We start from the raw sequence: 25,821 nt of genomic DNA, 5'->3' as shown, positions 1-25,821 counted from the left end.
CGTTCAATCGAACCGGGACCGGATGCGCGCCATGCAACAGAACGTCATTCCTGCGCCACGCGGGCGCATGATCGTCGGGATCAGCGGCGCCTCCGGGAATCGATGGGGCAGCCAGCCGGACGCAGCTCCTCCCGTCGCCGCTCGCGCCGGGGGCGACGCCTGATGCCCCTCACCGACCTGCGCCTTTATGTCGAGGCCCTGCGCGGCCTCGGGGAAATCCAGGAGATCGACGCGCCGGTCTCCCTCGATCTGGAACTCGGCGCCGTCATCCGGCGCTGCATCGAGACCGGGGCGCCGGCGCCTTTGTTCAACGTTCTCTCCGACCACCCCGGTGGCTTCCGCATCCTCGGTGCGCCGGGCGGCACCAGCGCGCAGCCCGGCATGGAGCTCGTTCGCGTTGCCGTCGCGCTGGAGCTGCCGCCGACCACGGGCGGCCTTGCGATCGCCGAGGCCATTGTCGCGAGCCTCGACAGGCCGGCCATCGATCCAGTGGTCGTGGACGATGCGCCGGTGTTCGAGAACATGCTCACCGGGGACGCGGTGGATCTTTCCGCGCTTCCCGCGCCGCTGCTGCACTATGGGGACGGCGGGCGTTATCTCAACACCTTCGGCTGCATCGTCGCGCGCACGCCGGACGGAACCTGGACCAACTGGTCCATCGCCCGGATGATGGTGGTCGACGCCAAGCGCCTGTCAGGGATCGTGGCGCCGGAGCAGCACCTCGGCATGGTGGCGCAGGCCTGGGCGGATCTGGGCAGGCCGATGCCGTTCGCGCTGGCGCTCGGGGTGGAGCCCTCCGTTCCCTTCATCTGCGGCATGCCGCTGCCGGCCCATGTCAACGAGAGCGGGCGCCTCGGCGCGCTGATGGGGCGCGCGATCAGGACCGTTCGGTGCAGGACGGTCGAGCTTGATGCTCCCGCCAGCGCCGAGATTCTGATCGAGGGCCATCTGCATCTCGACGAGTTGGTCGAGGAAGGCCCCATGGGCGAGTTCGCCGGCTACATCCCTCTCGACACGCCGGCGCGCCGGCCCACCTACCGGGTCTGCGCCATCAGCCATCGCGACAACGCCATCCTGCCGGTCGTCGTCGCCGGCGAGCCGGTGGAAGAGAACCACACCGCCTGGGGCCTGCCGAGCGCGGCCCAGCTCCTCCACGATTTGCGCCAGGCCGGCATCCCGGCCACCGCGGCCTGGATCCCGCTGCAGTCGGCGCTGCACTGGCTGGTGGTCACTGTTCCGCGCGACTGGCGCCGGCGCAGCGGCGTCGGCGAGAGCGAGGCGCTCTGCCGGCGGATCGGGCAGGTGGTGTTCGCGAGCAAGGCGGGGGCGGTGATCCCCAAGGTGATCGTGCTGAATGACGACGTCGATCCGACCGACCTGAAGGAGCTGGTCTGGGCCTTCGCCACCCGCTGCCACCCGCTGCTGGGCCATGCCGTGTTCGATGACATCGAGGCCGCGCCGCTCCTCGCCTATCTGCGCAGGAGCGAGAAGGCCTCGGGCCACACCGGCAAGATCGTCTACAACGGCCTTGCCCCGGACGAATGGGGCGAAGCCCTGCCGATGCGGGCATCGTTCCGCCACGGCTATCCGGCGGACATCGTCGACCGCGTGCGTCGGCGCTGGCGCGAATACGGGTTCACGTAAGCGTCCCCATCCACCCCACGTCAACAGCCGGTGGTCGGGGCATCAGCCCGGCGCCAGGGAGAGGCAAAGCCATGACCGACGCATTCGACTCCACCCATCCGGCGGAGATCGCCGCCTTCGTGGGCAAGCACATCATCTATACTTATGCCAATGGCTGGCAGTATGAGATGTACTTCAAGAACGACCGCACCATCGACTACCGCGTGCATGGCGGCCTGGTGGGCGGGCGCTGGGTGAAGGGCCAGGAGGTCCACATCGTCCGCCTCGCCGACGGCGTGTACAAGGTCTCCTGGCACGAGCCGACCGGCACCTGCGTGAGCGTCGCCTACAATCTCAATGAGAACCGCGCCCACGGCGCCACCTTCTTCCCGCGCTGGATCGAGCAGGAACCGAACAAGATCATCGGCTTCCAGAACGAAAAGATCGACCTGATGCGCCAGTATCGCGACGCGGGGCCGACCTATCCGACCCTGCTCGTCGACGAGTTCGCCGATATCACCTTCGTGGAGGAGTGCGGCCGCGACGACGAAAGCGTGATCGCCTGCGCGCCGGAGGATCTGCCTGCGGGCTATGCGACGCGCCGCAACGTGGGCTAATGGGCGCCGATGGCCGGACGCGACATGGAGGTTCGAGGTGGGTGTCTGCGACCTCAATCGTCGTCAAGTCGCGATGCTCGGCGTAGCCTTGGCCGCGACAGGGCGCGCTCCGGCCCAAGCACAGACGAGATCCCCCATGCTCTATCCCGGCGAGGAATTGACGCAGGCGGCCGGCTATCCGGCTCTGGTGCGGTTCGAGCCGGGGCGGCCGGATCATCCCCTCGTGGTGTTCGTCACAGGGGGAGGGGTGCTCGGCCGCATCGCCTACGGACCACCCGGGGGAAGGGCCACCGATTTCTTGTGCCACTGGCTGCATGAGGACGGCTTCCCGTCGCTGGTCCTGTCCTATCCCATCGACAGCAGGGGTGTGTTCGACACCGCATTCCCGCTGTTCTCGGTCACCGACTGGGCGGAGCAGAGCGCCGAGATCATCGCCCGCCACATGGACCGCAATGGCCTGCCGGCCAATGCCATCGTGCTCGGCTGGAGCATGGCGGGGCGAATTGCCGAGCCGCTTCATGTCGCGCTGCGCGGCAGGGGAAAGGGCATCGAGCTTTTCATCGCGATGGCGGCGGCATCGGCGCTGCCCCATACCCTGCCCGGCCTCGACCACATGAAGCCAGCCGCAAACGGCCTCGCCGCGATCAGGGGCGCCTATCTCGACTGGCTGCTCCGATGCCTCGCGGATCAGAACGCGGCTGCCGGCCACGCGGTGCTCGATGCCGACCTGTTCGCCCGCGAGATGACCGGCGATTTCCCGGTCGGGCTGGCCGCCTCGGCCATGCGCTACCGGGACGGCGCTTTCGTTCCCGACCCGGCCGGAGACGCGCGCGAGGTCGGCACCGCCCAATATCGCGCCTTTCCGCCACTCGCCCTGATGACGCACGCTTCCGCGATCGACGCCCGCCACGCGCTCACGGACCGCTCCACCTGGGGCGTCTACATCACCCTGCGGCTGTGCGAAGGTCTCGTTTTCTCGCAAGCGGACAAGCTCGCCGCGCTTCCTGACGAGAAATGGGCGTTGCTGGTCGAGCAGGTCGGACACGCCGCCCAGCGGCTGAGCACGACGCTGCCGGGCAACCACATGTTCTTCCTCGGAGAGGAGGGCGCGCGGAGAACGGTGCAGACGCTGAAGCAGCTCAGACGGACCGCTTCAGACGTTGCGGGTGAGATCTCGGTTCTCATGGACTGAAAACCGCTCATCCGTCCTCTCCAGGTGCGCGGCGCCCCCGGAAAAGTGGACGGCGCCAAGCCGCTCTGCCCCCTCGACCGCACTGATGAGCCGTGGGCCGAGTTCAGGCGGCCGGAATTGAAAGGCCCTACCAAGAACGGCCTGTTGGCAGCGAAAGCCCGCGTATCGACCATCCCGCGCCATACCGACAGAGTGGCTCGGCTGGGGTGAAAGCGACCTCAGATCATTCCCACTCGATGGTCCCCGGCGGCTTCGACGTGACGTCGTAGACCACGCGGTTGACGCCCTTGACCTCGTTGATGATGCGGGTCGCGACCCGGCCGAGGAAGGCCATGTCGAAGGGGTAGAAGTCGGCGGTCATGCCGTCGACGGAGGTGACGGCGCGCAGCGCCAGGACGTGGTCGTAGGTGCGGCCGTCGCCCATCACGCCCACGGTGCGCACCGGCAGCAGCACGGCGAAGGCCTGCCAGATCACGTCGTAGAGGCCGGCATAGCGGATCTCTTCCAGATAGATGGCGTCGGCCTGGCGCAGGATGTCGAGCTTCTCGCGCGTGATCGCGCCCGGGCAGCGGATGGCGAGGCCGGGGCCGGGGAAGGGGTGGCGGCCGACGAAGCTTTCCGGCAGGCCGAGCTCGCGGCCGAGCGCGCGCACCTCGTCCTTGAACAGGTCGCGCAGGGGCTCCACCAGCTTCATGTTCATGCGGTCGGGCAGGCCGCCCACATTGTGGTGGCTCTTGATGGTCACCGAGGGGCCGCCGGCGAAGGAGACGCTCTCGATCACGTCCGGGTAGAGCGTGCCCTGGGCGAGGAAGTCGGCGCCGCCCACCTTCTTGGCTTCCGCCTCGAACACGTCGATGAACAGCCGGCCGATGGTCTTGCGCTTCGCTTCCGGGTCCTCGACGCCCTCCAGCTCCCTCAGGAACAGGTCGGAGGCGTCCACGTGCACCAGCGGGATGTTGTAGTGGCCGCGGAACAGCGAGATCACCTCGTCCGCCTCGGCCCGGCGCATCAGGCCGTGGTCCACGAACACGCAGGTGAGCTGGTCGCCGATCGCCTCATGGATCAGCACCGCCGCGACGGAGCTGTCCACCCCGCCGGACAGCCCGCAGATCACCCGGCCCGTGCCCACCTGCGCGCGGATGCGGGCGATGGCGCGCTCGCGGAAGGCGCCCATGGTCCAGGTGCCTTCGAGGCCGGCCACCTTGCGCACGAAATTGGAGAGCAGGCGCGCGCCGTCCGGCGTGTGCACCACCTCGGGGTGGAACATGAGGCCGTAGAACCGGCGCGCCTCGTCCTCAATGAGGGCGAAGGGGGCGTTGGCAGAGGTGCCCTTCACCTTGAAGCCCGGGGGCAAAGCGGTGATGCGGTCGCCGTGGCTCATCCACACCGTGTGGCCCTCGCCCGGGTGCCAAAGACCGTCGAAAAGGTCGGAGGTGCTCTCGATCTGCAACGTCGCCCGGCCGAACTCGCGATGATGGCCGCTCTCCACCTGTCCCCCCAGCTGCTCGGCCATCGTCATCTGCCCGTAGCAGATACCGAGCACGGGGATGCCGGCCTCGAACACCTCCTGCGGCGCGCGCGGGCTGTCGCCGTCGGGCACAGAGGCCGGGCCGCCGGAAAGGATGACCGCCTTGGGCTTCAGGGCGCGGAACGCCTCCTGCGCCTTCTGGAACGGCACCACCTCGGAATAGACCCCCTCCTCACGCACCCGCCGGGCGATGAGCTGCGTCACCTGGCTGCCGAAGTCGACGATGAGGACGGTTTCCTGGGAGGCGGGGGAGGACATGGGGCGGGGCCTTGCGCGCGGGTTCGGGGGCGTGCGCCCTCCTTTAGCGGCAAAGCCGTGAAAGCAAAAGCGCGGCCGGCGCATGGCCGTCACGCGCCGCCCGGCCGTCGGGCGGCACTGCAAATGAAGGGGAAGCGGAGGAAGGGAAGGCGGGGCCTCAGCGCCGCGCGCGCACCCGGACCGGGATGGGGCGCAGGCGGTTGAGCGGGGCGCGCCGGCCATTCGGCGGCTGCTCGTCTTCGCCCATCAGCATGACGGCAAAGCCCATCTGCACGCTTCCGAAGGTGATTCCCAGAGCGCAGGTGAGCACCGCCAGCGCCAGAAGCCCATCCGGCGAGCCGCTCATGAGCGCGCCCAGATGGAACACGTCGAAGGCGGCGAGCGCGCCGACGAACACCGCGGCGACGCCCATGCCGATGGCCGCGTGGCGCAGAAGGAAGCGGACGAGAACGGGCATGGGCTCAAATCCTCCGGGCCGTCGGTGCGGCGTCGGCTGCCGCGGCGGCGCGGCTCCGATGTCGTGAAATCGTCTCATGAGCCGGCCAAGCCGGCAAGGCATGGCCTTCGGTCAATGCGTCGCATTCACACACCTGCATGATAGACCTTGCATGCGGGCGATTGCGGCACACCTTAAGAAGGCGGCGCCGCGCCGGTCCCCGCTTCGCGCTTCGGCGCGGGCTGCGGTGACGACATGAGAGTTCGACGGGGAAACGTCGACAGTGCAACGTCCAGCGTTTTCGGGAACCGCGCCCGGCGGAACCCGGACCAACGACCAGGGAGGTGAAGACCCATGCCGAATGCCGACAAAGCCAACCGCCTTGTTCTGGTGTGCGACGGGGCGAAGGCGCTCCTTCTGGCCGACAGCGGCATCGCCCCGAAGCCGCGGCTGAAGGTGCTGGAGACCATCACCGCCCCCAGCGCGCCGACCTCGCAGCTCGGCACCGACCGGCCCGGCCGCGTTCACGAATCGAAGGGTGTCTCCCGCAGCGCGGTCGAGGCCACGGACCTCCACGCCATCGCCGAGGCCGAATTCCTGCGCCGTCTCGCCGACCGGCTGGCGGAACTGGTGCAGAGCGGGACCGGCCGCATCCTCATCGTCGCCCCGCCGAAGGCGCTCGGCACGCTGCGCGAGGCCATGAGCGCGCAGGTGAAGGCGGTGGTGGACGGCGAACTGGCCAAGGACCTTGTGAAGCTGCCGGTCGACGAGATCGAGCGGCATATCGCGGCCTGAGGCGAACATGGCTGCCGATACCGCTCCGAACACCCGCCTCATCCGATTCTTCGCCGTGGCGGGCCTCATCACCGCCGTGGCGCTCTCGGGCTCGGCGGTGACGACGCCGCAGATTCCCGGCTGGTATCAGGGGCTCGCCAAGCCGTTCTGGACCCCGCCCAACGGGCTGTTCCCCATCGCCTGGACCACGCTCTACGCGCTCATGGGCGTGGCGCTGCTGCGTCTGTGGGGCAAACCGCCGCAAACGCCCGGCCGCACGCGCGCCATCGTCCTATTCCTGGCGCAGCTCGCGCTCAATGCCGCGTGGTCGCCGGTGTTCTTCGGCCTCCAGGCGCCCTGGCCGGCGCTCGCAATCATCCTGCTGCTCATTGCCACGCTGGCGCTCGCCATCAAGGCGGCGCGGGAGGTGGACAAGATCGCCGCGTGGCTGCTGCTGCCCTATCTGGCCTGGCTGTGCTACGCCTCCACCCTCAATGCGGCGATCGCAGTGATGAACTGACGGCGCGCCGCCCACGGGTGTCCCATGCTCCACTGGTCCATCTATCTCTTCATCCCCTTCGCGCTGTTCCTGGTGGCGGGGGTGCTGCTGCTCGGCCTGTTCAACTTCGCCTCGGGCGGCTCGCCGCAGCGCTCGCAGATGCTCATGCGCCTGCGCGTGCTGTTCCAGTTCGGGGCGCTGGTGCTCATCATGATCACCATCTTCGCGATGCAGCGCTGAGTCGCGGCCATGGTGAAGCTCAACAAGATCTACACCCGCACCGGCGACGACGGCACCACCGGGCTCGGCACCGGCGCGCGGGTGCGCAAGTACGACCTTCGGGTCGCCGCCTATGGCGCGGTGGACGAGGCCAACGCCGCCATCGGCATCGCCCGGCTGCACCTTGAAGGCGAGCCGGCGCTCTCGCGCCTGCTGGAGCGGGTGCAGAACGATTTGTTCGACCTCGGCGCGGACCTGTGCACGCCGCCGGCGGACGGCGAGGCCCCCGGCGCCGCGCTGCGCATCGTCCCGTCCCAGGTGGAGCGCCTGGAGGCCGACATCGACACCCTCAACGCTGAGCTTTCGCCGCTCACCTCCTTCGTGCTGCCGGGCGGCAGCGCGGCCTCGGCCCATCTGCACCTCGCCCGCACCATCTGCCGGCGGGCGGAGCGCGACATGGTGGAGCTGTCCCATGCGGAGGGGGAGGCCGTGGGCGCCCCGGCCATTGCCTATGTGAACCGGCTCTCGGACCTTTTGTTCGTCGCCGGCCGCTACGCCAACGACCGCGGCAAGGGCGACGTGCTCTGGGTGCCGGGCGCCAGCCGGTAGCGGGCGCTCCGCATCGGCTTCCGGAACGGCAAGAGCCTTGGCGCGGCGCCGAGGCTTCCGCTATCCTGCTCACGTTGGGCCTTGAGGCCGCGGCGCCGCCGCCCGCCGGGATGATCCGCGCCGATGTTCGTTCCCCTGCACGACACCAATCCGCTGGAGCACGTGGTGCGCCCCTACGTCACATGGGCGCTGATCGGCTTGAACCTGTTCGTGTTCGTGGTGCTCCAGCACGGCGGCTTCGGCGCGGTGAGCGAGGCGGGGGTGCTCGCCTACGGCACCATCCCGGCGGTGGTAACGGGCGCGGCGGTGCTGCCCGAGGGCTATGAGCGCCTTCCCTCCGCGCTCACGCTTGTCAGCTACATGTTCCTGCATGCCGGCTGGCTGCACCTCGTCGGCAACATGGCCTTCCTTTGGGTGTTCGGCGACAATGTGGAGGATGCGCTCGGCCACGGGCGGTTTCTCGCCTTCTACCTCCTGTGCGGCATTCTCGCCGGGGCCGCGCACGTGGTCGCGCAGCCGGGCTCGGAAGCCCCGCTCATCGGCGCGTCCGGGGCGGTGGCGGGGGTGATCGCGGCCTATCTGGTGCTGCACCCCCATGTGCGCCTGTGGGCGCTGGTGTTCATGAAGCTGCCGCTCAGGGTGCCCGCCTTTTGGGTCATCGGCCTGTGGATCGCGCTCCAGGTCTACCAGGTGGTGGCGGCGAGCGACGAGGAGACCGCCTGGTGGGCCCATATCGGCGGCTTCGTCGCCGGCGCGGTGCTGGTGTCGGTCATGCGCCGGCCCGGCGTGGCGCTGTTCGACCGCGACCCTTCGGGCGTCCCGACGCCGCGCGGCATGCGGGAAGGCGAGCGTTGACACTCATTCTGGCCGCTCCTACGTTGCCGGCCCCAAGGTTTTGCTGCATTGCAGGGAGCCTTGAGATGACGAGGGTTCCGCCCTGGAGCGCGGGTCTCTCGGATGCCGGCGAGGCTGCCGGCGTCCGATGGTCCGGCCCGCCTCTCCCCAAGACCAGACGACCGCCCCCGGCGCGCTTATGCCGGTCGCAAGCGGACGCGCGGACTTCGGGGCCGCGGTGCCCGCGACGGCACGCAGCGGGCCTTGAGCCCGCGGATATATGTTCGGCGCACGCGCGCAGCCGGACCTCAGGTCGGGAGATGGGGAGCACGCCTCGATGAAGATCCTGGTGCCCGTGAAGCGGGTGGTGGATTACAACGTGAAGGTCCGGGTGAAGTCGGACGGGTCGGGCGTGGAGCTCGCCAACGTCAAGATGTCCATGAACCCGTTCGACGAGATCGCCGTGGAAGAGGCGCTGCGCCTCAAGGAAGCCGGCAAGGCCACCGAGGTGGTGGTCGTCTCCATCGGCCCGGCGCAGGCCTCCGAGACGCTGCGCACCGCGCTCGCCATGGGCGCCGACCGCGGCATCCTGGTGAAGGTGGACGGCGTGGTCGAGCCGCTGGCGGTGGCGAAGATCCTCAAGGCCGTCGTGGGCGAAGAGGCCCCCGGCCTCGTCATCCTCGGCAAGCAGGCGATCGACGACGACTGCAACCAGACCGGCCAGATGCTGGCCGCGCTGCTGGGCTGGCCCCAGGGCACCTTCGCCTCGAAGGTGGTGGTGGAGGACGGCGGCTTCGCCGTGACCCGCGAGATCGACGGCGGCCTGCAGACCGTGACCCTCAAGGGTCCGGCCATCGTGACGACGGACCTGCGCCTCAACGAGCCGCGCTACGCCTCGCTGCCGAACATCATGAAGGCCAAGAAGAAGCCCATCGACGAGAAGACGCCGGACGCCTATGGCGTCGACGTCGCCCCGCGCCTCACCGTCGTCAAGACCGCCGAGCCGGCGGGCCGCAAGGCGGGCGTCAAGGTGGGGTCGGTGGCCGAGCTCGTCGGCAAGCTCAAGGACGAGGCGGGGGTGATCTGATGGCGACCTTGCTCATCGCCGAACACGACAATTCGGCTCTCAACGGCGTCACCGCCAAGGCCCTCACCGCCGCCGCCGCGCTCGGCGCGCCGGTGCATATCCTGGTCGCCGGCCAGGGCGCCACGGCGGTCGCCGATGCGGCGGCCAAGCTCGCCGGCGTCGAGAAGGTGCTGCTGGCGGACGACGCGCTCTATGCGCACCGTCTGGCCGAGCCGCTGGCGGCGCTCGTCGTCTCGCTGGCTCCCGGCTACGACGCCATCGTCGGCCCCTCCACCGCCATGGTGAAGAACGTGCTGCCCCGCGTCGCCGCTTTGCTCGACGTGATGCAGATCTCCGACATCATCAAGGTCGACGCGCCCGACACGTTCGAGCGCCCGATCTATGCGGGCAACGCGATCCAGACCGTGAAGTCGTCGGACGCCAAGAAGGTCGTCACCGTGCGCACGGCCTCCTTCGCCGCCACCGGCGAGGGCGGCTCCGCGCCTGTGGAGGCTGTTGCGGCCGCCGCCGATCCGGCGGTCTCCGTGTTCGTCGAGGAGGCGATCGCCGCCTCCGACCGTCCCGAGCTGACGGCGGCGAAGATCATCGTCTCGGGCGGCCGCGCGGTCGGCTCGCGCGAGAAGTTCGCCGAGCTGATCGAGCCCTTGGCCGATGCGCTCGGCGCGGCGGTGGGCGCCTCGCGCGCCGCGGTGGACGCTGGCTACGCGCCGAACGACTGGCAGGTGGGCCAGACCGGCAAGGTGGTGGCGCCCGAGCTCTACATCGCCCTCGGCATCTCCGGCGCGATCCAGCATCTCGCCGGCATGAAGGACTCGAAGGTCATCGTCGCCGTCAACAAGGACGAGGAGGCGCCGATCTTCCAGGTGGCCGACTACGGCCTCGTGGGCGACATCAACACCGTCATCCCCGAGCTGAAGGCCGAGATCGCCAAGGTCAAGGGATAGGATACAACTGGCTGCGGCCGGCCTTTGCGGCCGGCCGCAGTTTCGGGCACGCCCGCTCCGGTCATCGGCAACAAGGCAGAACGAGAGAACCATGCCGCTCGAGATCAAGAAGGTCGGGGTCATCGGCGCAGGCCAGATGGGCAACGGCATCGCGCATGTCTGCGCGCTGGCGGGCTACGACGTGGCGCTCAACGACGCCGATCCGGACCGCATCCGCTCCGGCCTCGCCACCATCAACGGCAACATGGCCAAGCAGGTGTCGAAGGGCACCGTCTCGGAGGACGACCGCCAGCAGGCGCTCGGCCGCATCGCCGCCGCCGACCGGGTCGAGGACCTCGCCGACTGCGACCTCGTGATCGAGTCCGCGACCGAGCGGGAAGAGGTGAAGCGCAAGATCTTCGCCTCGCTCTGCCCGGTGGTGAAGCCGGAGGCGCTGCTCGCCTCGAACACCTCGTCCATCTCCATCACCCGCCTCGCCGCTTCGACCGACCGGCCGGAGCGCTTCATCGGCATTCACTTCATGAATCCGGTGCCGCTGATGGAACTGGTGGAGCTGGTGCGCGGCATCGCCACCGACGACGACACCTTCGAGAGCTCCAAGCAGTTCGTCACCCGGCTGCACAAGACCTATGCGGTGGCGGAGGACTTCCCGGCCTTCATCGTCAACCGCATCCTTTTGCCGATGATCAACGAGGCGATCTACACGCTCTATGAGGGCGTCGGCTCGGTGGACAGCATCGACCGCGCCATGAAGCTCGGCGCCAACCACCCCATGGGGCCGCTGCAACTCGCCGACTTCATCGGCCTCGACACCTGCCTCGCCGTGATGCAGGTGCTGCACGAGGGGCTCGCGGATTCCAAGTACCGCCCGTGCCCGCTGCTGGTGAAGTATGTCGAGGCCGGCTGGCTCGGCCGCAAGACGCAGCGCGGCTTCTACGACTATCGCGGCGAGAAGCCGGTCCCCACCCGCTGAGCATCGGCCCGCGCGGCGGGCGAAGATCCGGATGCGCAGAGCCCTTTCCTCCCGCGGGGGGGGGAAGGGCTTTTTGCGTTCCGGGTCGCCGCCAAGTCGCGTCCCCGGCCTGGACCGAAGGTCTCGCTCCCCCACACGGGGGAGGGGCGCGCGGGAGACCAGTGGGTGCGCCTTGTGTCCGGCGGCGCCTTCACCCCCGCAGGATCGCCCCCAGCGCATCGATGAAGCTGTCCGCCTCGTCCGCTGTCAGGCACAGCGGCGGGCGCACCTTCAGGGTGTGGCCGAGCGGGCCGGCGGCGCCGATCAGGATGCCGCGCGTGCGCAAGGCGTTGATGAGGCCGCTCGCGCCCTCGGGGTCGGGGCGGCCGTCCGCGCGCGCCACGATGTCGATGCCGAGATAGAGGCCGGCGCCGCGGACCTCGCCGATGGCGGGACAGGCGGGGCGCAGGTCGGCCAGCCGCGCGGCGATCCGGGCGCCGACGGTTCGCGCATTCTCCATCAGTCCGTCCTCGGCCAGCGCCTCCAGCACCGCGAGCCCGGCGGCGCAGGCCACCGGGCTGCCGCCGAAGGTGTTGAAATAGCCGAAGGCGTCGGCGAACGGCGCCAGCAGGTCCGGCCGCGTGACCACGGCGCCGAGTGCGATGCCGTTGCCCATGGGCTTGCCCAGGGTGACGATGTCCGGCACCACGCCGTGGCGCGCGAAGCCCCACATGTTCGTGCCGGTGCGGCCGAAGCCCGGCTGCACCTCGTCGGCGATGAAGAGCCCGCCCGCAGCCCGCGCCGCCGCCGCCGCCGGCGCAAGAAAGCCCGGCGGATCGGCATGCACCCCGTCGGACGAGAAGATGGTGTCCACCAGAAGCGCCGCGAAGCCGTGCCCGTGCGCCTTCAGCGCGTTGATGGCCGCGGCGACCGCCCGCGCGAACCCGCCCGCCACGTCCGCCCCATAGTGCGCGGGGTGGGGCGGCGGCACGGTGCGCACGAAGGAAGGCGGGCCGCCTTTCCGGTAGGAGGAGGGCGAGACCTCGGTCACGGCGGCGGTGTTGCCGTGATAGGCGCTCTCGCTCACCACCACGCCCCTGCCGCCGCTCGCGAGCCGGGCGAGGCGCAGGGCGAGGTCGTTGCTCTCCGAGCCGGTGCAGGTGAAGGCGACATTGGCCAGCGGCGCCGGGAAGTGCGCCAGCAGCCGCTCCGCATAATCGTCGACCACGTCGATGAGGTAGCGCGAATGGATGTTGAGCTGCCCCACCTGCGCGCGCACCGCCGCCACCACCTTCGGGTGGCCGTGCCCCACCGAGGGAACGTTGTTGTAGAGGTCGAGATAGCGCGCCCCGTCGGCGGTGGTGAGCGTCGCGCCGCGCGCGGCCACCACATGCAGCGGGCGGTCATAGAACAGCACCGAGGTGGCGCCGAAACTGCGCCGGCGGCGCTCGACCCTGTGCGCCAAGTCTTCGCCCAGCCCGGCGGAGACGAGGTCCGCGCCCGGCGCGGGGGCGAAGGCGTTGAGGGCGAGGATCTCCTTCTTGCGCTCCATGGTCGGCTCCTGCGCCGCGCTCAGCCGTGGCGGCCGAGGAAGGCGTCCGCCAGTGCGAGCGTGCCTTCCGTGTAGGGGACGCCCATGGCCTGCGCCGTCGGCGTCTCGGCATGGGAGGCGATCCAGGCGGTGAGCAGGATGCGCCTCAGCATGACATAAAGATCGAGCTGGCCCTCCGCCTCCGGCCCGAGCGGAGAGACCGCGCGGTAGCCGTCGAGCCACGCCGCCCGCAGCGCGGGCACAAAAGGCTCGTGCTCGATGAAGGAGATGGCGGCCGCGAAGTCGTAGAGGAACCAGGAGAAGCCGCAATCGTCGAAGTCGATCAGCGCCAGGCGCTCCCCGTCCACCAGAAGGTTGGCGAGGCGCAGGTCGGCGTGGATGAGGCCGAAATTCTCCGGCGCCTCCAAAGGCGCGAGCGTGCGCCGGAGCATGCCGGCCGTGCGCTCCAGCAGCGCGCGGCCCGGCGCATCGAGACCGAGGCCGGCGCGGAAGTCGCCCCAGAGCGGCGCGGCGCCCAGCGTGCTCTCGAAGTTCCAGACCTTGCGGGAGAAACCGTCCGGCCGCGCCCAGCGCCGGGCATGGGCGTGCAGGCGCGCATGGATGGCGCCGAGCTCGCGGAACCAGCCCTCCAGCGCGTCGCCTTCGCCGGGCTCCCGGCCGGGGAAGAACTCGAACGCCACCACGTGGCGCACCGTGCCGCCATCCTCAAGGTCGGCGATCAGGCTGCCGTCCTTCAGCGGCAAGGGGCGCGGCGTCGTCACCACGCCTTCGGCCCGCAGCGCCGCGATCCAGGCGAGCTCCGAGGCGATCTCCGCGCGGGAGTGATAGCCGGGCCGGTGGACGCGGAAGACGATGTCGCCCTGCCCGGTGCCGGTGGCGCGGAAGGTGGCGTTCTCGGAGATGGTGAGAAGCTCCAGCCGCGTGTCCGGCGCGAGGTCCCACAGCGGCAGCGCCGCGCCGAGCCCGGCGCCGATGCGCGCGAGGAAGGCGTCGTCATAGAGCATGGCCGGCCCCTGTGCGGGGTGGGCCGGTCCTGGTCCGCGCGCGCTCAGCCATCGTCATCCAGGCTCCTTCACAAGTTCGATCCGTCGATGCACTCTTGGGCATGCCCAATATCGCGCCAGAGCGCGGGGCCGCACAAGAACCGGCCGGCGGGAAAGAGGAGCAATCCGATGCTGAAGGCGCTCGAAGGGCGGACGGTGGTGGTGACGGGCGGCAGCAAGGGCATCGGCCGGGGCATCGCCCGGCGCTTCGGCGCGGCCGGGCTCAACGTGCTGGTGGTGGCGCGGCGCCTCGCCGACGCGGAAGCGGCGGCGGCCGAGATCGGCCCCAACGCCTCGGCCTTCGCGGCCGACGTCGCCGATCGGGCGGCCTGCGCCGCGTTCGCCGCCGCGGCGCTGGAGCGGTATGGCCGGCTCGACATCCTGTGCGCGAACGCCGGCATCTTCCCGGCGGCCAAGCTCGACGTGATGACCGATGCCGACTTCGACCAGGTGATCGGCACCAACCTGAAGGGCACGTTCCATTCGGTGGCGGCGGTGCTGCCGGCCATGAAGGCGGCGCGCTGGGGGCGCATCGTCGTCACCTCCTCCATCACCGGGCCGATCACCGGCTATCCCGGCTGGGCGCATTACGGCGCCTCGAAGGCGGGGCAGCTCGGCTTCATCCGCACCGCCTGCCTGGAGCTGGCGCCGTTCGGCATCACGGTGAACGCGGTGCTGCCCGGCAACATCCGCACCGAGGGCCTCGACGGCCTCGGTGCCGACTATCTGGAGAAGATGGAGGCCTCCATTCCCCTGAAGCGGCTCGGCAGCGTGGACGACATCGCCAACGCCGCTTTGTTCTTCGCTTCCGAGGAGGCGGCCTACATCACCGGCCAGACGCTGGTGATCGACGGCGGGCAGGTGCTGCCGGAGTCGCTCATGGCGCTTGAGGAGATCGCCTGATCTCCCCTCAGCCGAGCGCGTCCTGCCGCGCGAGCCAGGCGCGCAGCAGGCCGACGGTCTCGTCCGGCCGGTCGATAAAGGTGCCGTGGGCGGCGCCGGGGATGACGCCGTACTCCGAGCCGGGCACGCGCGCGGCGAAGTCCGCGATGGTCTGCGGCCGCGCCTCGTCATACTGGCCCACCAGGAACAGGGTGCGCGGCCCGTCGAGCCGGGCGAGCAGCGGCGTGCCGTCATAGTCCTTCAAGGTGCCGGTGGAGCGGAATTCGCTCGAACCCCACATGGTGCCGTAGAGCCTGCCGTTGAAGCCGCGGTCGTCCGGATTCCGGTAGGCGGTCATGGCGGCGGGACGCGGCCCGCGCAGGTTGAAGGCGCCGTAGAACAGCGCGCTCGCCGCCTCGCAGGCGTCCTGCGGCGGCGGCGCCTCGCCCTCGCAGCGCAGGAGATCGTCGCGCGCCTGCGCCGGCAACTGGTTCCGCAGGGCATTGGCGTCGGCCATCCAGCTTGCCGTGGAGACGAGCGGGCTCGCCAACACCAGTCCGGCGAGCGCGGGCGGCCGGCGCGCGCCGTATTCGAGTGCCAGCGTGCCGCCCCAGCTGTGGCCGAGCACATGCCAGCGGGGAATGCCGAGCGCCGCGCGGATGGCCTCGATCTCGTCCACGAAGCGGGCGACGTGCCAGTTGGCGGGATCGTCCGGCCGGTCCGAGCGGCCGCCGTCCAGCTGGTCGTAGAGGATCACCGGGCGGGCGTCCGCCAGCTCCAGCAAATCGAGCAGCGATGAATGGGTGCCGCCCGGCCCGCCATGGAGCGCGATAAGCGGCAGGCCGCGCCCGGCGCCGTTGACCCGCACATAGATGCGCCCGCCCGCAACGGGCACCATCAGCTCGCGCTCGGGCGCCGGATAGGCGGCGGGGCGCGCGAGGGCGGGGCGCGCGATGGCGGGGCCGGCGAGCAGCGCCGCGCCCGCGCCTTTGAGGAAGGCGCGCCGGCCGATGCCCGCGGCGCGCCACCTGCCGTCATCCCATTGGCGGTCCTGCCGATCGCCGCTCACGCCTGTTCCTCCCGCGTACTCGGATGCCTCCGGCGAGGATAGCGGACCGCGCGGCTCCGTGTCGCCCCTGGCCTTTCCATGCCGTGGCAGAAGAAGTGGGCCGGCCGATATGGCCGCTTTTCTTCAGGAGTGCTTCGAAGGCGCCAGCTTGACAGGGGAGGGGACTGTAAATAACGATTTGTTGAAGTCTCTTTTTCAGACATTTCCGGGGGCGGAGCCATGCGGGGGCGTTCCATTTTGGCCGCGGGGCTGTTCGCCCTCGCGGGGCTTTGGCTTGCCGTGCCGGCTGCGGCGCAGGACGAGAAGGCCTATCAGAACGCCGGGCGGTGGAACGTGGTGTCGGTGTGGGTCGGGCCGATGTTCGGCTATTGCGCCGCCGATACGGACAACGGCCAAGTGCAGTTCCGCATCGCCACGGACGGCAATTCCTGGCAGATCGGCGTGCCCTATTACGGCCGGCGCGGCAAGGTGCAGGGCTATTACGGCTTCGGCGACGCGGCCGAGATGGGCGCCTTCGCCGCCGAGGGCGACGGCTGGGCCTCCATGGCCATCGACCGCGACCAGCTCGACGCCTTCCGCAACGCGCCGGACTTCGCCGTCAATCTCGACCGCGGCCTGCAGGTGTTCAACCTCGATGGCGCGGCCGCGGCCATCGACCTCGCGCGCCAGTGCGCCCGCAACCAGGGCAAGCGGCAGGTGGCCGCCGCGCCTCAGCCGAACCGCGCTCCCGCGCCGCCGCCCCCGCCCCCGGCCCCCGACGTGGGCCGCGGCTGCCCGCCGCCGGGCTCGGTGCGCTCGCCCGCGACCAACGTGCCGGTGAAGGTGCTGTTCTACAACGGCACGCAGGTGCCGCTCGACATCATGTGGATCGACTTCAACGGCCAGTGGAAGGCCTATCACCGCCTGAAGCCTGACAGCAACGCGACCCAGAGCACCTATGCCGGCCATGCCTGGATCGCGGTGGATGCCAACGGCAATTGCCACGGTGGGGTGATGATGGGCGACCCGCGTGCCCGCGGCGAAGGCGCCAACGAATTCCAGATCTGGGACTGACGGCGGTGGCGCCCTCCGGCGCCCACCCAGGGGAGAAGCTGACATGCGACGCAACGTACTGACCGCCCTCGCGCTTGCCGCGGGGCTGCTCGCCCCGGCTCTGGCGCCGGCCGTGGCCCAGGCGCAGACCAAGCCCTTCGGCGCGGGCTTCGACGGCTGGGAGTTCACGGCCACCCGCGAGTCGAAGACCATCGTCAACTGCCGCGCGGTGCGCAGGGCGGGCGGTCGCGAGGACATCCTCGCCATGCGCTCTGACCGCCACACCTACATCAGCATGAAGGGGGAGGGCCGCAAGGGCAAGTGGCCGCGGTCCGTGGTTGCGATTCCGGGCAAGCCGAAGGGCGTGGCGGACTGGTCGGTGACCGCCGAGGCCAACGGAGCGCGCCTGTGGTTCCTGCTGGACTATGGGGCGGTGTCCGACATCGCCAACGCCGGCGTCTTCACATGGTCGCTGATGGACAGCGAGGACGACGGCAAGGTGAACCTCGGCAAGCGCTCCGCCGACGCGTGGGAGCGCGTGAACCAGTGCGTGAACGCCAACGGCGGGTGAGGGGGGCGTCCCCCAACCGCCGTCATGCTCCGGCTTGACCGGAGCATCCATGCCCGCCTCACCGCATCGCGCCCCACCGCGCGATGGGTCCTCCGATCAAGTCGGAGGGCGACGGCGGGGAGAAGGGCGAGGACAGCGGTTGAAAGTCCGCCAGAAAAAGCCCAGCCGCATCCCCATAAGCCGCCGTCATGCCCCGGCTTGTCCGGGGCATCCACCCTGCCGCTCCCCGGCGCCCGGAAAACGCGGCGCCGGCCCAGTCGCGGCGTGGATCCCCCGGACAAGCCGGGGGATGACGGCAGTGAATCAAGCCGGGATATGGCGACGGTGAAAGGCGTGAGGGGCGAGGACGTTGACGAAGCGCCTGCGGCAGCCCGCCCAACCGCCGTCATGCTCCGGCTTGACCGGAGCATCCATGCCCGCCGCCCCGCATCACACCCCACCGCGCGATGGGCCCTCCGATCAAGTCGGAGGGCGACGGTGGTGCGAGGGGCGAGGTTGGTGACGCAGAGCCTGCGGCGGCCCGCCCAACCGCCGTCATGCTCCCGCCTTGTCCGGAGCATCCACGCCCCGCCCGCTCAACAAATCCGCGGCAGCTGGTCGCCCACCAGCATGTCGACCACCCGCGCGCCGCCGAAGCGCGTCTCCATGACCACGCGCCCCGGCCGGCCGTCGCTCACCCGCCCGATGGCCGCCGCCCCCCGCCCCAGAGGATGGGCGCGCAGGGCCGCCAGCGCGGCGTCCGCCTCTTCGGCCGGCACCACGGCCACCAGCTTGCCCTCGTTGGCGAGGTAGAGCGGGTCGAGGCCGAGGATCTCGCAGAAGCCCGTCACCTCGGGGCGGATCGGCAGGTCCAGCTCCCGCACGCTCACGCCCACGCGGCTCGCCTCGGCCAGCTCGTTCAGCACCGCGGCGACGCCGCCGCGCGTCGCGTCGCGCATCATGCGGATGCCGGGGGCGCTCGCGATCAGGGCGGCGACGAGGCCGTCGAGGGCGGCGCAGTCGCTTTCGATGGCGGTCTCCAGGGCGAGGTCGCCGCGCGCATTGAGGATGGCGGCGCCGTGGTCGCCCAGCAGCCCGTTGACCAGGATCACGTCCCCCGGCCGCGCCTTGTCGATGCCGATGTCGAGCCCGGCGCGCACCACGCCGATGCCGGTGGTGGTGACGAACAGCTTGTCGCACGCCCCGCGCGCCACCACCTTGGTGTCGCCGGTGGCGATGGGAACCCCCGCCGCCCGCGCCGCCTGCGCCATGGAGGCGGCGACGCGCCGGAGCACCTCCACCGGCAGCCCCTCCTCGACGATCGCCGCGCAGGAGAGCGCCACCGGCACCGCCCCGCCCACGGCGAGGTCGTTGATGGTGCCGCACACGGCGAGCGTGCCGATGTCGCCGCCGGGGAAGAACAGCGGGTCCACCACGAAGCCGTCGGTGGTGAAGGCGAGCCGGTCGCCCTTCGCGGCGAGCGCGGCAAGGTCGAAGCGCGCCTGGTCCTCGGCTGCAGGGAGCGCGCCGTCGTCGGCGAAGGCGGCGCGGAACACGCCGTCGATGAGGTCGCGCATGGCGCTGCCGCCGCCGCCATGGGCCAGCGTTACGCGCGCGGGCAATGCGCGGCGGGAGGAGGCGAATGGCGCGCTCACGCTGCCGCCCCCCGCATGCCGCCATACTGGTAGTAGGCCGCGCAGGACCCTTCCGAGGACACCATGAGCGCGCCAAGCGGGGTTTCCGGCGTGCAGCCGGTGCCGAATTCCGGGCAGGCCCAGGGCTTTTCCGCCCCTGTGAGCACCGCGCCGCAGCGGCATTGGGCCGGGTCCGCCACCTGCGCCGCGGCGAGCGCGAAGCGCTTCTCCGCATCGAAGCCGGCATAGGCTTCGCGCAGCCGCACCCCCGATCCGGCGATGGAACCGAGCCCGCGCCACTCGAAGCTCTCGCGCGGCTCGTAGACCTGCTGCACGGCCGCGAGCGCCGCCGGGTTGCCGGCGTCGGGCACCACGCGGGCATACTGGTTCTCGATCCGCGCGCGGCCGTCTTCCATCTGGCGCAGCACCATGAGGAGCGACTGCAGGAGGTCGATGGGCTCGAAGCCCGCCACCACCAGCGGCCTGCCGAATTCCTCGGCGATGAAGCGGTAGGGTTCGGTCCCGATCACCATGGAGACGTGCCCCGGCCCGATGAAGCCGTCGATGCCGAAGTCCGGCTGCTCCAGCAGCGCCCGCAGGGTCGGGATGATGGTGATGTGGTTGCAGAACAGGGAGAAGTTGGAGGTGCCCTCGCGCGCGGCGCGCAGCACGGTGAGCGCGGTGGAGGGCATGGTGGTCTCGAAGCCGAGGCCGAAGAACACCACTTCGCGGTCCGGGTTCTTCCTGGCCAGCGCCAATGCGTCGAGCGGCGAATAGACCATGCGCACGTCCGCCCCCTCGGCCTTGGCCTGGAGCAGGCTCTTGCTTGAGCCCGGCACGCGCATGGCGTCGCCGAAGGTGGCGAAGATCACCTCCGCGCGCTCGGCGATGGCGACGCAGTCGTCCACCCGCCCCATGGGCAGCACGCACACCGGGCAGCCGGGGCCGTGCACGAACTCGACGAGGTCGGGCAGCAGCCCTTCGAGCCCGTAGCGGAAGATGGCGTGGGTGTGCCCGCCACACACCTCCATCACCGTGAGCGGCGTGTCGCGCCCGCGCTCCAGCCGCGCGCACACGGCGCCGATCTCCTTCACGAGCGCGGCGGCGAGCGCCGGGTCGCGGAATTCGTCCACGTAGCGCATGGCGCGTCTCCTCAGATGGTCGCGTTCTGGTCGAGGCCGAGGCGCAGGGCTGCCATCTCGGCCTCCGCCTCGCCGATCTCGGTGAGCACCTTCAGCGTGGCGGCGGCTTCGTCCTCGTCGATGACGCTCATGGCGAAGCCCACATGCACCAGCACCCAGGCGCCGACGAGCTCGTCGAGCGGGCGCCCGGGCGCGGCGACGCACGCCACGTCCACCGCCCGCCGCACGCCCGAGACGTCGACGGTGCAGAGCATGGCGTCCGCGTCGGCGACGGCGACGATCTGTCCGGGAATGCCGAGGCACATGGCAGGGCTCCTAAAGGGTCTTCGAGCGGCGTTCCCCCTCTCCCGCGTGCGGGGGAGGGCCGGGGAGGGGCGTGGAGCAAGAAGGACGGGCGGCCGGCATTCGTCCCCCCTCAATGCGATTTCGCGAAGGCGCCGCCGCGGGCGATGCCATAGCGGTCGAGCTTGGCTCTGAGGCCGACGCGGGAGAGGCCGAGCTCTTCCGCCGCGCGGCTCTTGTTCCAACGGCAGCGCACCAGCGTCTCCATCAGGATGGTGGCCTCCATGCGCTCGACGCGGTCCTTCAGCGGGCCGGTATCCGGCACCGCGATGGCGGCGGCCACATCGCGGTCGGCACGCGTCGCGGCGGCGGCGTCGCGCACCACGTGGGGCGAGAGCAGATCGGCGGAGAGCAGCTCCGCGCGCGCCAGCACCAGCATGCGCGTCACCTCGTTCTGCAGTTCGCGCACGTTGCCGGGCCAGTCATAGGCCTGCATGCAGGCGAGCGCCTCCTCGGTGAAGCCGCGCGCCTTCTTGCCGTGCTGGGCGGCGAGCGCGTCGAGCAGGCTCTGCGCCAGGACCGGAATGTCGGCGCGCCGCTCGCGCAGCGGCGGCAGGGTCAGCACCATGGCGCACAGGCGGTAATAGAGGTCCTCGCGGAACCGGCCGCGCCCCACCTCGCCGTGCAGGTCGCGGTGGGTGGCGGCGATGACGCGCACGTTCACGCGCTTCGCCTCGTTGGAGCCGACCGGGCGGATCTCGCCCTCCTGGAGGAAGCGCAGCAGCTTCACCTGGAAGGCGGGCGAGACGTCGCCGATCTCGTCCAAGAGGATGGTGCCGCCGTCCGCCTGGTCGAGCAGGCCGATGCGGGTGACGTGGGCGCCGGTGAACGACCCCTTCTTGTGGCCGAACAGCTCGGATTCCAGCAGCTCGTCCGGGATCGCCCCGCAATTCACCGCGAAGAACGGCTTCTCGGAGCGCAGCGAGGAATAGTGGATGGCGCGCGCCAGCAGCTCCTTGCCGGTGCCGGTCTCGCCCGCCACCAGAACCGGAACGTCGAAGGTCGCCACCTGCGCGGCCTTGAGGCAGGCCTCGCTCAGCGGGCTGCCGGGGGCGCGCACCAAAGCGTCGAAATGGAAGCTCTGCGCCACCTCGGCCCGGCGCGCGGCGATGCGCGCCTCCGCCGCCGGCAGCGAGAGCCTCATTTCGAGGCTGAGGCGCTCGTGCTCGCGCTGGAGGTGGAACAGATGCGCGGCGTTGCGCGCGGCGAGCAGAAGCTGGTCCGGATGCCAGGGCTTGGTGATGAACTGGTAGATGCCGGCCTCGTTGATGGCCGAGATCATGTCGTCCGGCTCGGTGTAGCCGGTGACGATGATGCGCAGGATGTCGGGCCAGCGCTCGCGCACCTCGGTGAGCAGGGCGACGCCGGAAGTCTTCGGCATGCGCTGGTCGCAGAAGATCACCTGGATCCATTCGTGCTCCAGGATGCGCCGCGCCTCCTCCGCGCCGGGGGCGGTGAAGACGTCGAACTCCTCCTCCAGCACGCGCGCGATCACCTCGACCGAGCGCGGCTCGTCGTCCACCACCAGGATGGCGGGGCGGCGGGTCATCGCGCACCCCCCGCGGCCGCGCGCAGCGCGCCGGCTTTGGCTTCCGCCGCCGCCGCGAGCCGGGCGAGGCGGGCGGCGCGGGCCTCCTCCAGCCAGGCGAGCCAGGAGGCAAGGCCGTCCTCGGCGCGGCTCGATACACGGAGCACCTTCGCCTGCGGATTGATGCGGGCGATGTTGTGGGCCAGCACCTCCGGGTTCGTGTCCACATAGGGCGCGAGATCCGCCTTGGTGATGAGGACGAGGTCCGCGCTCTCGAAGATATCGGGATATTTCAGCGGCTTGTCGTCGCCCTCGGTGACCGACACCAGGGTCACCCGGTGGGTCTCGCCGAGGTCGAAGTCGGCCGGGCAGACGAGGTTGCCCACATTCTCGATGAACAACACGCCGCCGGGCGGCAGCGGCAGCTTGTCGAGCGCATGGCCCACCATGTGGGCGTCCAGGTGGCAGCCCTTGCCGGTATTGATCTGCACCGCCGGCGTGCCGGTCTCGCGGATGCGGCGGGCGTCGTTGTCGGTCTGCTGGTCGCCCTCGATGACGGCGGCGGGCAGGCGGCCGGCGAGCGCCTTCAGCGTCTCCACCAGGAGCGTCGTCTTGCCGGCGCCGGGGCCGGAGAGCAGGTTGAGCGCGAACACGCCGCCCTCGGCGAGGCGGGCGCGGTTCTTCGCGGCCAGGGCCTCGTTCTTGGCGAGGATCGAGGTCTCGATCTCCACCATGCGCGCCTGGGAGAGGCCGGGCGCATGGGCGCGGGCGGGGCCGGCGCCATAGTCCAGCGTGCGCGCCTCGCCCTCATGGATGTGGTCGTGGGCGTGGCGATGGTCGTGCCCGCCGCCATGGGGGTGGCCGTGGCCGTGGTCGTGGTCGTGCGTGGTGCCGTCCGCGTGGGTGTGTGCGTGCCCGTGCGGATGCACATGGTCGTGCCCGTGCCCGTGGCTGTGGGTGGTGCCGTCCGCATGGGTGTGGACGTGCCCATGCGCGTGATCGTGCGGGTGATCATGGTCGGGGGCGAGAGTCTGCTTGCTCTGCCCGTCGGAGAGGATGGCGCCGTCGCCGCCACAGCCGCAAACCGTGCACATCAGGTGACCTCCAGGTCCTTGATCTTCATCTCCGTGCCGCCATTGGGCACCAGGCGCTCGCCGCCGCAGCGCGGGCAGGGGGCGAGCCGGTGCGCCAGCGGCACGGTCTCGCAGCAGTCGAAGCACCAGCCGGTGCCCTCCTCCTCCAGCACCACCAGCTCGGCGCCCTCCGCGGGCGAACCGGCCATGACGATGTCGAAGCCGAAGCGCAGCGCCTCCACCTCGACGCCCGCGAAGCGGCCGATGGAAAGGCGCACGCGCGAGACCTTCGCGAAGCGCTCGCGCACGGCGGCTTCCTCGATCGCGCTGCGCAGGCTCTCGCACAAAGCCATCTCATGCATGGGCCGCCTCCGCCGCCGGGAAGCTCACAGGGACGCACGGATTGATCGCCGACACCAGCAGCGGCGCGAGCCGCGCCCCCGCCGCTCCGGCCGGCAGCGCCGCCAGCGCGCGCTCCATGAGGCCGCCGGGGACGAGGTTCCAGGCGCTGGGCGAGACCACGCGATAGGACGCGACCCGCCCCGCGTGAACGCGCGCGCCATGGGCCAGCAGCCCGCGCGCCGCGAAGGCGAGGCCGACGCCCGGCGGGGCGGAAAGCGCGGGCTCCGCCGCGCCGGAAAGCGCGTCGAGGCCATCGGCCAGCCGGGCGAGGAGCCGCGCGAACAGCGTCGGGCCTTCCTGCGCCAGCAGAGCGCGGAACAGCGGCGTCTCCGCAAGGCGCGCCAGCGCGCCGGTCTCGAAATGGAGCGGGGCCAGTCCACCGCCGAGGTCTCCCTCTCCCGCTTGCGGCGGAGAGCTTTGGGCCGGCGGGGCACCGCGGCCACCCTCCCCCCTTGCGGGGGAGGGCAGGGTGGGGGCTGTCGGGCCGCCTGAAGTCATGGCGGCAGGGACTTGAGCGGCGGCTTCACCCCCCACCCCATCCCTCCCCCACAAGGGGGGAGGGGGCGCGTCGGGGCAGTCGGCGTCCGGAGCGGCCATCATCGCGCCGAGCGTCTGCGGCGTGAGCACCGGCAGACCGGCGCGGCCGAAGGCGGGGTCGGTCTCGCGGCGCAGGCGGGCGAGGAGGCGGACGGTCTGGGTCGCGCCGGCCGCGAGCCAGGCGTCCAGTTCAGCCAAGGAGAAGGCGCAGAGGTCGCGCGCCTCCCCCACAAGGGCGAGCGCCAAAGCCGGCGCGCCGTCCGGACGGGCGAGGAGGCCGAGGCTGGCGCGGTCCGGCGCTTCGCCGAGCGCCCGCGGCCACTCCACCAGCACGGCACGGGCATGGTCGCGGGCGCGCTCGCGCGCCGCCGCCCGGGCGAGCGCGGGCGCGTCCTCCTCCCGGTCGAGGCCGAGCGCGGCCGCGGCGGCGCGGGCATGAGCGGCGCCGCACAGGTTGAAGATCAAGGGCGCGAGCGTCGCCGCCTCCTGCGGCGCGCGGCCGACCAGCACCTGCGCCGGGTCCGCCGCCATCCGCCGCGCCACGCGCCATCCTCCGTCCGGAGCGGACGGGGCGACGGCGATGGCGGCGAGGACGGCGGGGGCGTGGATCATGACGCGTCCGCCTCCGGCGCGTCGGCGCGGGGGCCGAAGATGATGGCGCGGCGCGACAGGTCGGCGGGGACCGCGCCGGCGTCGGGCGGCGGCGCGTCGTCCGTCTCGGCCTCCGCCCGCTCCGCGCGGCGGCGGATCTCGCCTGCGCGCGTGCCGTCCTCCCGGTTGGCGGGGTCGAGCAAAGCCGGGATCACCGCGGCGGCGGTCTCCACCGCCTGCAGCATGGAGGTGAAGTCGAACATGGGTGAGAACAGCGAGCAGGCCCGGTAGGGCCCGGTCTCGGGACGGTCGGCGGCGAGGAACTCGTAGGTGCCGGAGGCGAAGTCCATCAGACTCTTCTCGCCGGTCTTCGCGCCGGACCAGTCCTCGTCCGGCCCCGGCAGCAGGATCAGGTTCATGAACCAGGGCGTCACCAGCACGCCGAGCCCGCGCCCGTCATGGATGCGGAAGCCGAGCGCCTTGACCGAGAGCGTCTCGTTGACGAACGGCACGCCCTTCATCTTGCCGGCATGGATCTCGCGGAACGCCGCCTCGAAGCGCCCGGGCGCCGCCGCCACCAGCGCCGCGAGGCGCGGATCGACCTGCGGCGCGGCGGCGGCCGGCGTGGGCGCGGCCTCCTGCGGCAGGCCGGGGTCGAGCACCATGAACTGGGTGCGCTCGCCGTCGCACACCGGGCAGCGCCAGTGGTCCGGCAGCGCCGCGAACGGCGTGCCCGGCGGCACGTCCCAGGTGTCGCAGCCCTGCGTCGGGTCGTAGACGTGCCAGCAGATCTTGCACTCCAGCCGGGCGGTGGGCGCGAGGCGGGCGTTGTCGCCCATATAGGAGCCTTCGAAGCCGCGATGCAGGTTCAT

At 71.0% G+C, this 25,821-nt stretch carries 27 protein-coding genes; 14 read left to right on the top strand and 13 right to left on the bottom strand.

Annotated elements, in window-relative coordinates; translation table 11 throughout:
• Positions 1 to 162 precede the first annotated feature (162 nt).
• From D9R14_RS09005 to D9R14_RS08995, 3 genes are all read left to right on the top strand, one after another.
• Complete coding sequence (locus D9R14_RS09005) at positions 163 to 1,644, top strand: UbiD family decarboxylase (RefSeq protein ID WP_170168560.1); 1,482 nt, start codon at positions 163 to 165, stop codon at positions 1,642 to 1,644.
• Between the two features lie 71 nt (positions 1,645 to 1,715).
• The gene (locus D9R14_RS09000) at positions 1,716 to 2,240 is read left to right on the top strand and encodes a phenolic acid decarboxylase (RefSeq protein WP_121622995.1); all 525 of its coding nucleotides are present in this window, start codon (positions 1,716 to 1,718) and stop codon (positions 2,238 to 2,240) included.
• Between the two features lie 136 nt (positions 2,241 to 2,376).
• Positions 2,377 to 3,432 carry a hypothetical protein gene (locus D9R14_RS08995; protein WP_121622994.1) on the top strand — a complete coding sequence of 352 codons (1,056 nt, stop codon included), beginning with the start codon at positions 2,377 to 2,379 and terminating at the stop codon, positions 3,430 to 3,432.
• Positions 3,433 to 3,655: 223 nt separating this feature from the next.
• Here D9R14_RS08995 and guaA read toward each other — a convergent pair whose 3' ends face one another.
• On the bottom strand, positions 3,656 to 5,218 hold the full coding sequence (gene guaA / locus D9R14_RS08990) for a glutamine-hydrolyzing GMP synthase (RefSeq protein WP_170168559.1): 1,563 nt from the start codon (positions 5,216 to 5,218) through the stop codon (positions 3,656 to 3,658).
• A 157-nt stretch (positions 5,219 to 5,375) separates the two neighbouring features.
• Positions 5,376 to 5,675, bottom strand: coding sequence for a hypothetical protein (locus tag D9R14_RS08985; RefSeq protein ID WP_121622992.1), 300 nt, complete (start codon positions 5,673 to 5,675; stop codon positions 5,376 to 5,378).
• Between the two features lie 333 nt (positions 5,676 to 6,008).
• On the opposite strand from D9R14_RS08985, the gene D9R14_RS08980 reads away from it, so the two are divergent.
• From D9R14_RS08980 to D9R14_RS08945, 8 genes are all read left to right on the top strand, one after another.
• Complete coding sequence (locus tag D9R14_RS08980) at positions 6,009 to 6,449, top strand: host attachment protein (RefSeq protein WP_121622991.1); 441 nt, start codon at positions 6,009 to 6,011, stop codon at positions 6,447 to 6,449.
• 7 nt (positions 6,450 to 6,456) lie between these two features.
• Positions 6,457 to 6,948 (top strand): TspO/MBR family protein, encoded by a 492-nt coding sequence (locus D9R14_RS08975; RefSeq protein WP_121622990.1) that lies wholly within the window; start codon positions 6,457 to 6,459, stop codon positions 6,946 to 6,948.
• A gap of 24 nt (positions 6,949 to 6,972) precedes the next feature.
• Positions 6,973 to 7,167, top strand: coding sequence for a twin transmembrane helix small protein (locus D9R14_RS08970; protein ID WP_121622989.1), 195 nt, complete (start codon positions 6,973 to 6,975; stop codon positions 7,165 to 7,167).
• A gap of 9 nt (positions 7,168 to 7,176) precedes the next feature.
• On the top strand, positions 7,177 to 7,755 hold the full coding sequence (locus tag D9R14_RS08965; RefSeq protein WP_121622988.1) for a cob(I)yrinic acid a,c-diamide adenosyltransferase: 579 nt from the start codon (positions 7,177 to 7,179) through the stop codon (positions 7,753 to 7,755).
• Between the two features lie 123 nt (positions 7,756 to 7,878).
• Positions 7,879 to 8,610, top strand: a complete 732-nt coding sequence (locus D9R14_RS08960) for a rhomboid family intramembrane serine protease (RefSeq protein ID WP_121622987.1) — start codon at positions 7,879 to 7,881, stop codon at positions 8,608 to 8,610.
• 316 nt (positions 8,611 to 8,926) lie between these two features.
• The gene (locus D9R14_RS08955) at positions 8,927 to 9,676 is read left to right on the top strand and encodes an electron transfer flavoprotein subunit beta/FixA family protein (RefSeq protein ID WP_121622986.1); all 750 of its coding nucleotides are present in this window, start codon (positions 8,927 to 8,929) and stop codon (positions 9,674 to 9,676) included.
• Positions 9,676 to 10,620, top strand: a complete 945-nt coding sequence (locus D9R14_RS08950; RefSeq protein ID WP_121622985.1) for an electron transfer flavoprotein subunit alpha/FixB family protein — start codon at positions 9,676 to 9,678, stop codon at positions 10,618 to 10,620. The genes D9R14_RS08955 and D9R14_RS08950 overlap by 1 nt, the downstream gene beginning before the upstream one ends.
• Positions 10,621 to 10,711: 91 nt before the next feature.
• Entirely contained in the window at positions 10,712 to 11,593 is an 882-nt protein-coding gene (locus D9R14_RS08945; protein WP_121622984.1) for a 3-hydroxybutyryl-CoA dehydrogenase, read from the top strand.
• A 190-nt stretch (positions 11,594 to 11,783) separates the two neighbouring features.
• Here D9R14_RS08945 and D9R14_RS08940 read toward each other — a convergent pair whose 3' ends face one another.
• Together D9R14_RS08940 and D9R14_RS08935 are read right to left on the bottom strand one after the other, a co-directional pair.
• On the bottom strand, positions 11,784 to 13,124 hold the full coding sequence (locus tag D9R14_RS08940; protein ID WP_121622983.1) for an aspartate aminotransferase family protein: 1,341 nt from the start codon (positions 13,122 to 13,124) through the stop codon (positions 11,784 to 11,786).
• Between the two features lie 20 nt (positions 13,125 to 13,144).
• Positions 13,145 to 14,128 (bottom strand): phosphotransferase enzyme family protein, encoded by a 984-nt coding sequence (locus tag D9R14_RS08935; protein ID WP_121622982.1) that lies wholly within the window; start codon positions 14,126 to 14,128, stop codon positions 13,145 to 13,147.
• Positions 14,129 to 14,296: 168 nt separating this feature from the next.
• Here D9R14_RS08935 and fabG point away from each other — a divergent pair, with 168 nt between their 5' ends.
• Positions 14,297 to 15,070: a 3-oxoacyl-ACP reductase FabG gene (fabG, locus tag D9R14_RS08930; protein ID WP_121622981.1), complete on the top strand. Its 774-nt coding sequence runs from the start codon at positions 14,297 to 14,299 to the stop codon at positions 15,068 to 15,070.
• 7 nt (positions 15,071 to 15,077) lie between these two features.
• Here the strand turns inward: fabG and D9R14_RS08925 are convergent, their stop codons facing one another.
• Positions 15,078 to 16,118, bottom strand: coding sequence for a proline iminopeptidase-family hydrolase (locus D9R14_RS08925; protein WP_210210830.1), 1,041 nt, complete (start codon positions 16,116 to 16,118; stop codon positions 15,078 to 15,080).
• A 219-nt stretch (positions 16,119 to 16,337) separates the two neighbouring features.
• Between D9R14_RS08925 and D9R14_RS08915 the strand changes: the two genes are divergently transcribed.
• Complete coding sequence (locus D9R14_RS08915; protein ID WP_147452993.1) at positions 16,338 to 17,171, top strand: VHL beta domain-containing protein; 834 nt, start codon at positions 16,338 to 16,340, stop codon at positions 17,169 to 17,171.
• A gap of 43 nt (positions 17,172 to 17,214) precedes the next feature.
• Complete coding sequence (locus tag D9R14_RS08910; protein ID WP_121622979.1) at positions 17,215 to 17,721, top strand: hypothetical protein; 507 nt, start codon at positions 17,215 to 17,217, stop codon at positions 17,719 to 17,721.
• 575 nt (positions 17,722 to 18,296) lie between these two features.
• On the opposite strand, the gene hypE is transcribed toward D9R14_RS08910, so the two are convergent.
• From hypE to hybE, 8 genes are all read right to left on the bottom strand, one after another.
• The gene (hypE, locus tag D9R14_RS08905; protein WP_281041997.1) at positions 18,297 to 19,355 is read right to left on the bottom strand and encodes a hydrogenase expression/formation protein HypE; all 1,059 of its coding nucleotides are present in this window, start codon (positions 19,353 to 19,355) and stop codon (positions 18,297 to 18,299) included.
• The gene (hypD, locus tag D9R14_RS08900; protein ID WP_121622978.1) at positions 19,352 to 20,476 is read right to left on the bottom strand and encodes a hydrogenase formation protein HypD; all 1,125 of its coding nucleotides are present in this window, start codon (positions 20,474 to 20,476) and stop codon (positions 19,352 to 19,354) included. Before hypD ends, hypE begins: the two co-directional genes overlap by 4 nt.
• 11 nt (positions 20,477 to 20,487) lie before the next feature.
• Positions 20,488 to 20,781, bottom strand: a complete 294-nt coding sequence (locus D9R14_RS08895; RefSeq protein WP_121622977.1) for a HypC/HybG/HupF family hydrogenase formation chaperone — start codon at positions 20,779 to 20,781, stop codon at positions 20,488 to 20,490.
• A gap of 110 nt (positions 20,782 to 20,891) precedes the next feature.
• Positions 20,892 to 22,367 carry a sigma-54-dependent transcriptional regulator gene (locus D9R14_RS08890; protein WP_121622976.1) on the bottom strand — a complete coding sequence of 492 codons (1,476 nt, stop codon included), beginning with the start codon at positions 22,365 to 22,367 and terminating at the stop codon, positions 20,892 to 20,894.
• Positions 22,364 to 23,440 (bottom strand): hydrogenase nickel incorporation protein HypB, encoded by a 1,077-nt coding sequence (hypB, locus tag D9R14_RS08885; protein WP_121622975.1) that lies wholly within the window; start codon positions 23,438 to 23,440, stop codon positions 22,364 to 22,366. The genes D9R14_RS08890 and hypB overlap by 4 nt, the downstream gene beginning before the upstream one ends.
• Positions 23,440 to 23,781, bottom strand: a complete 342-nt coding sequence (locus D9R14_RS08880) for a hydrogenase maturation nickel metallochaperone HypA/HybF (protein WP_121622974.1) — start codon at positions 23,779 to 23,781, stop codon at positions 23,440 to 23,442. The genes hypB and D9R14_RS08880 overlap by 1 nt, the downstream gene beginning before the upstream one ends.
• Positions 23,774 to 24,970, bottom strand: a complete 1,197-nt coding sequence (locus tag D9R14_RS08875) for a nickel-dependent hydrogenase large subunit (protein WP_121622973.1) — start codon at positions 24,968 to 24,970, stop codon at positions 23,774 to 23,776. Before D9R14_RS08875 ends, D9R14_RS08880 begins: the two co-directional genes overlap by 8 nt.
• Entirely contained in the window at positions 24,967 to 25,821 is an 855-nt protein-coding gene (gene hybE / locus D9R14_RS08870; RefSeq protein ID WP_121622972.1) for a [NiFe]-hydrogenase assembly chaperone HybE, read from the bottom strand. The genes D9R14_RS08875 and hybE overlap by 4 nt, the downstream gene beginning before the upstream one ends.

Origin of the sequence: Xanthobacter tagetidis (genome assembly GCF_003667445.1) — a bacterium.
GTDB classification, from domain to species: domain Bacteria; phylum Pseudomonadota; class Alphaproteobacteria; order Rhizobiales; family Xanthobacteraceae; genus Xanthobacter; species Xanthobacter tagetidis.
The sequence above is the reverse complement of the archived record's forward strand: the minus strand, read 5'-3'. Positions and strand labels throughout refer to the sequence as shown.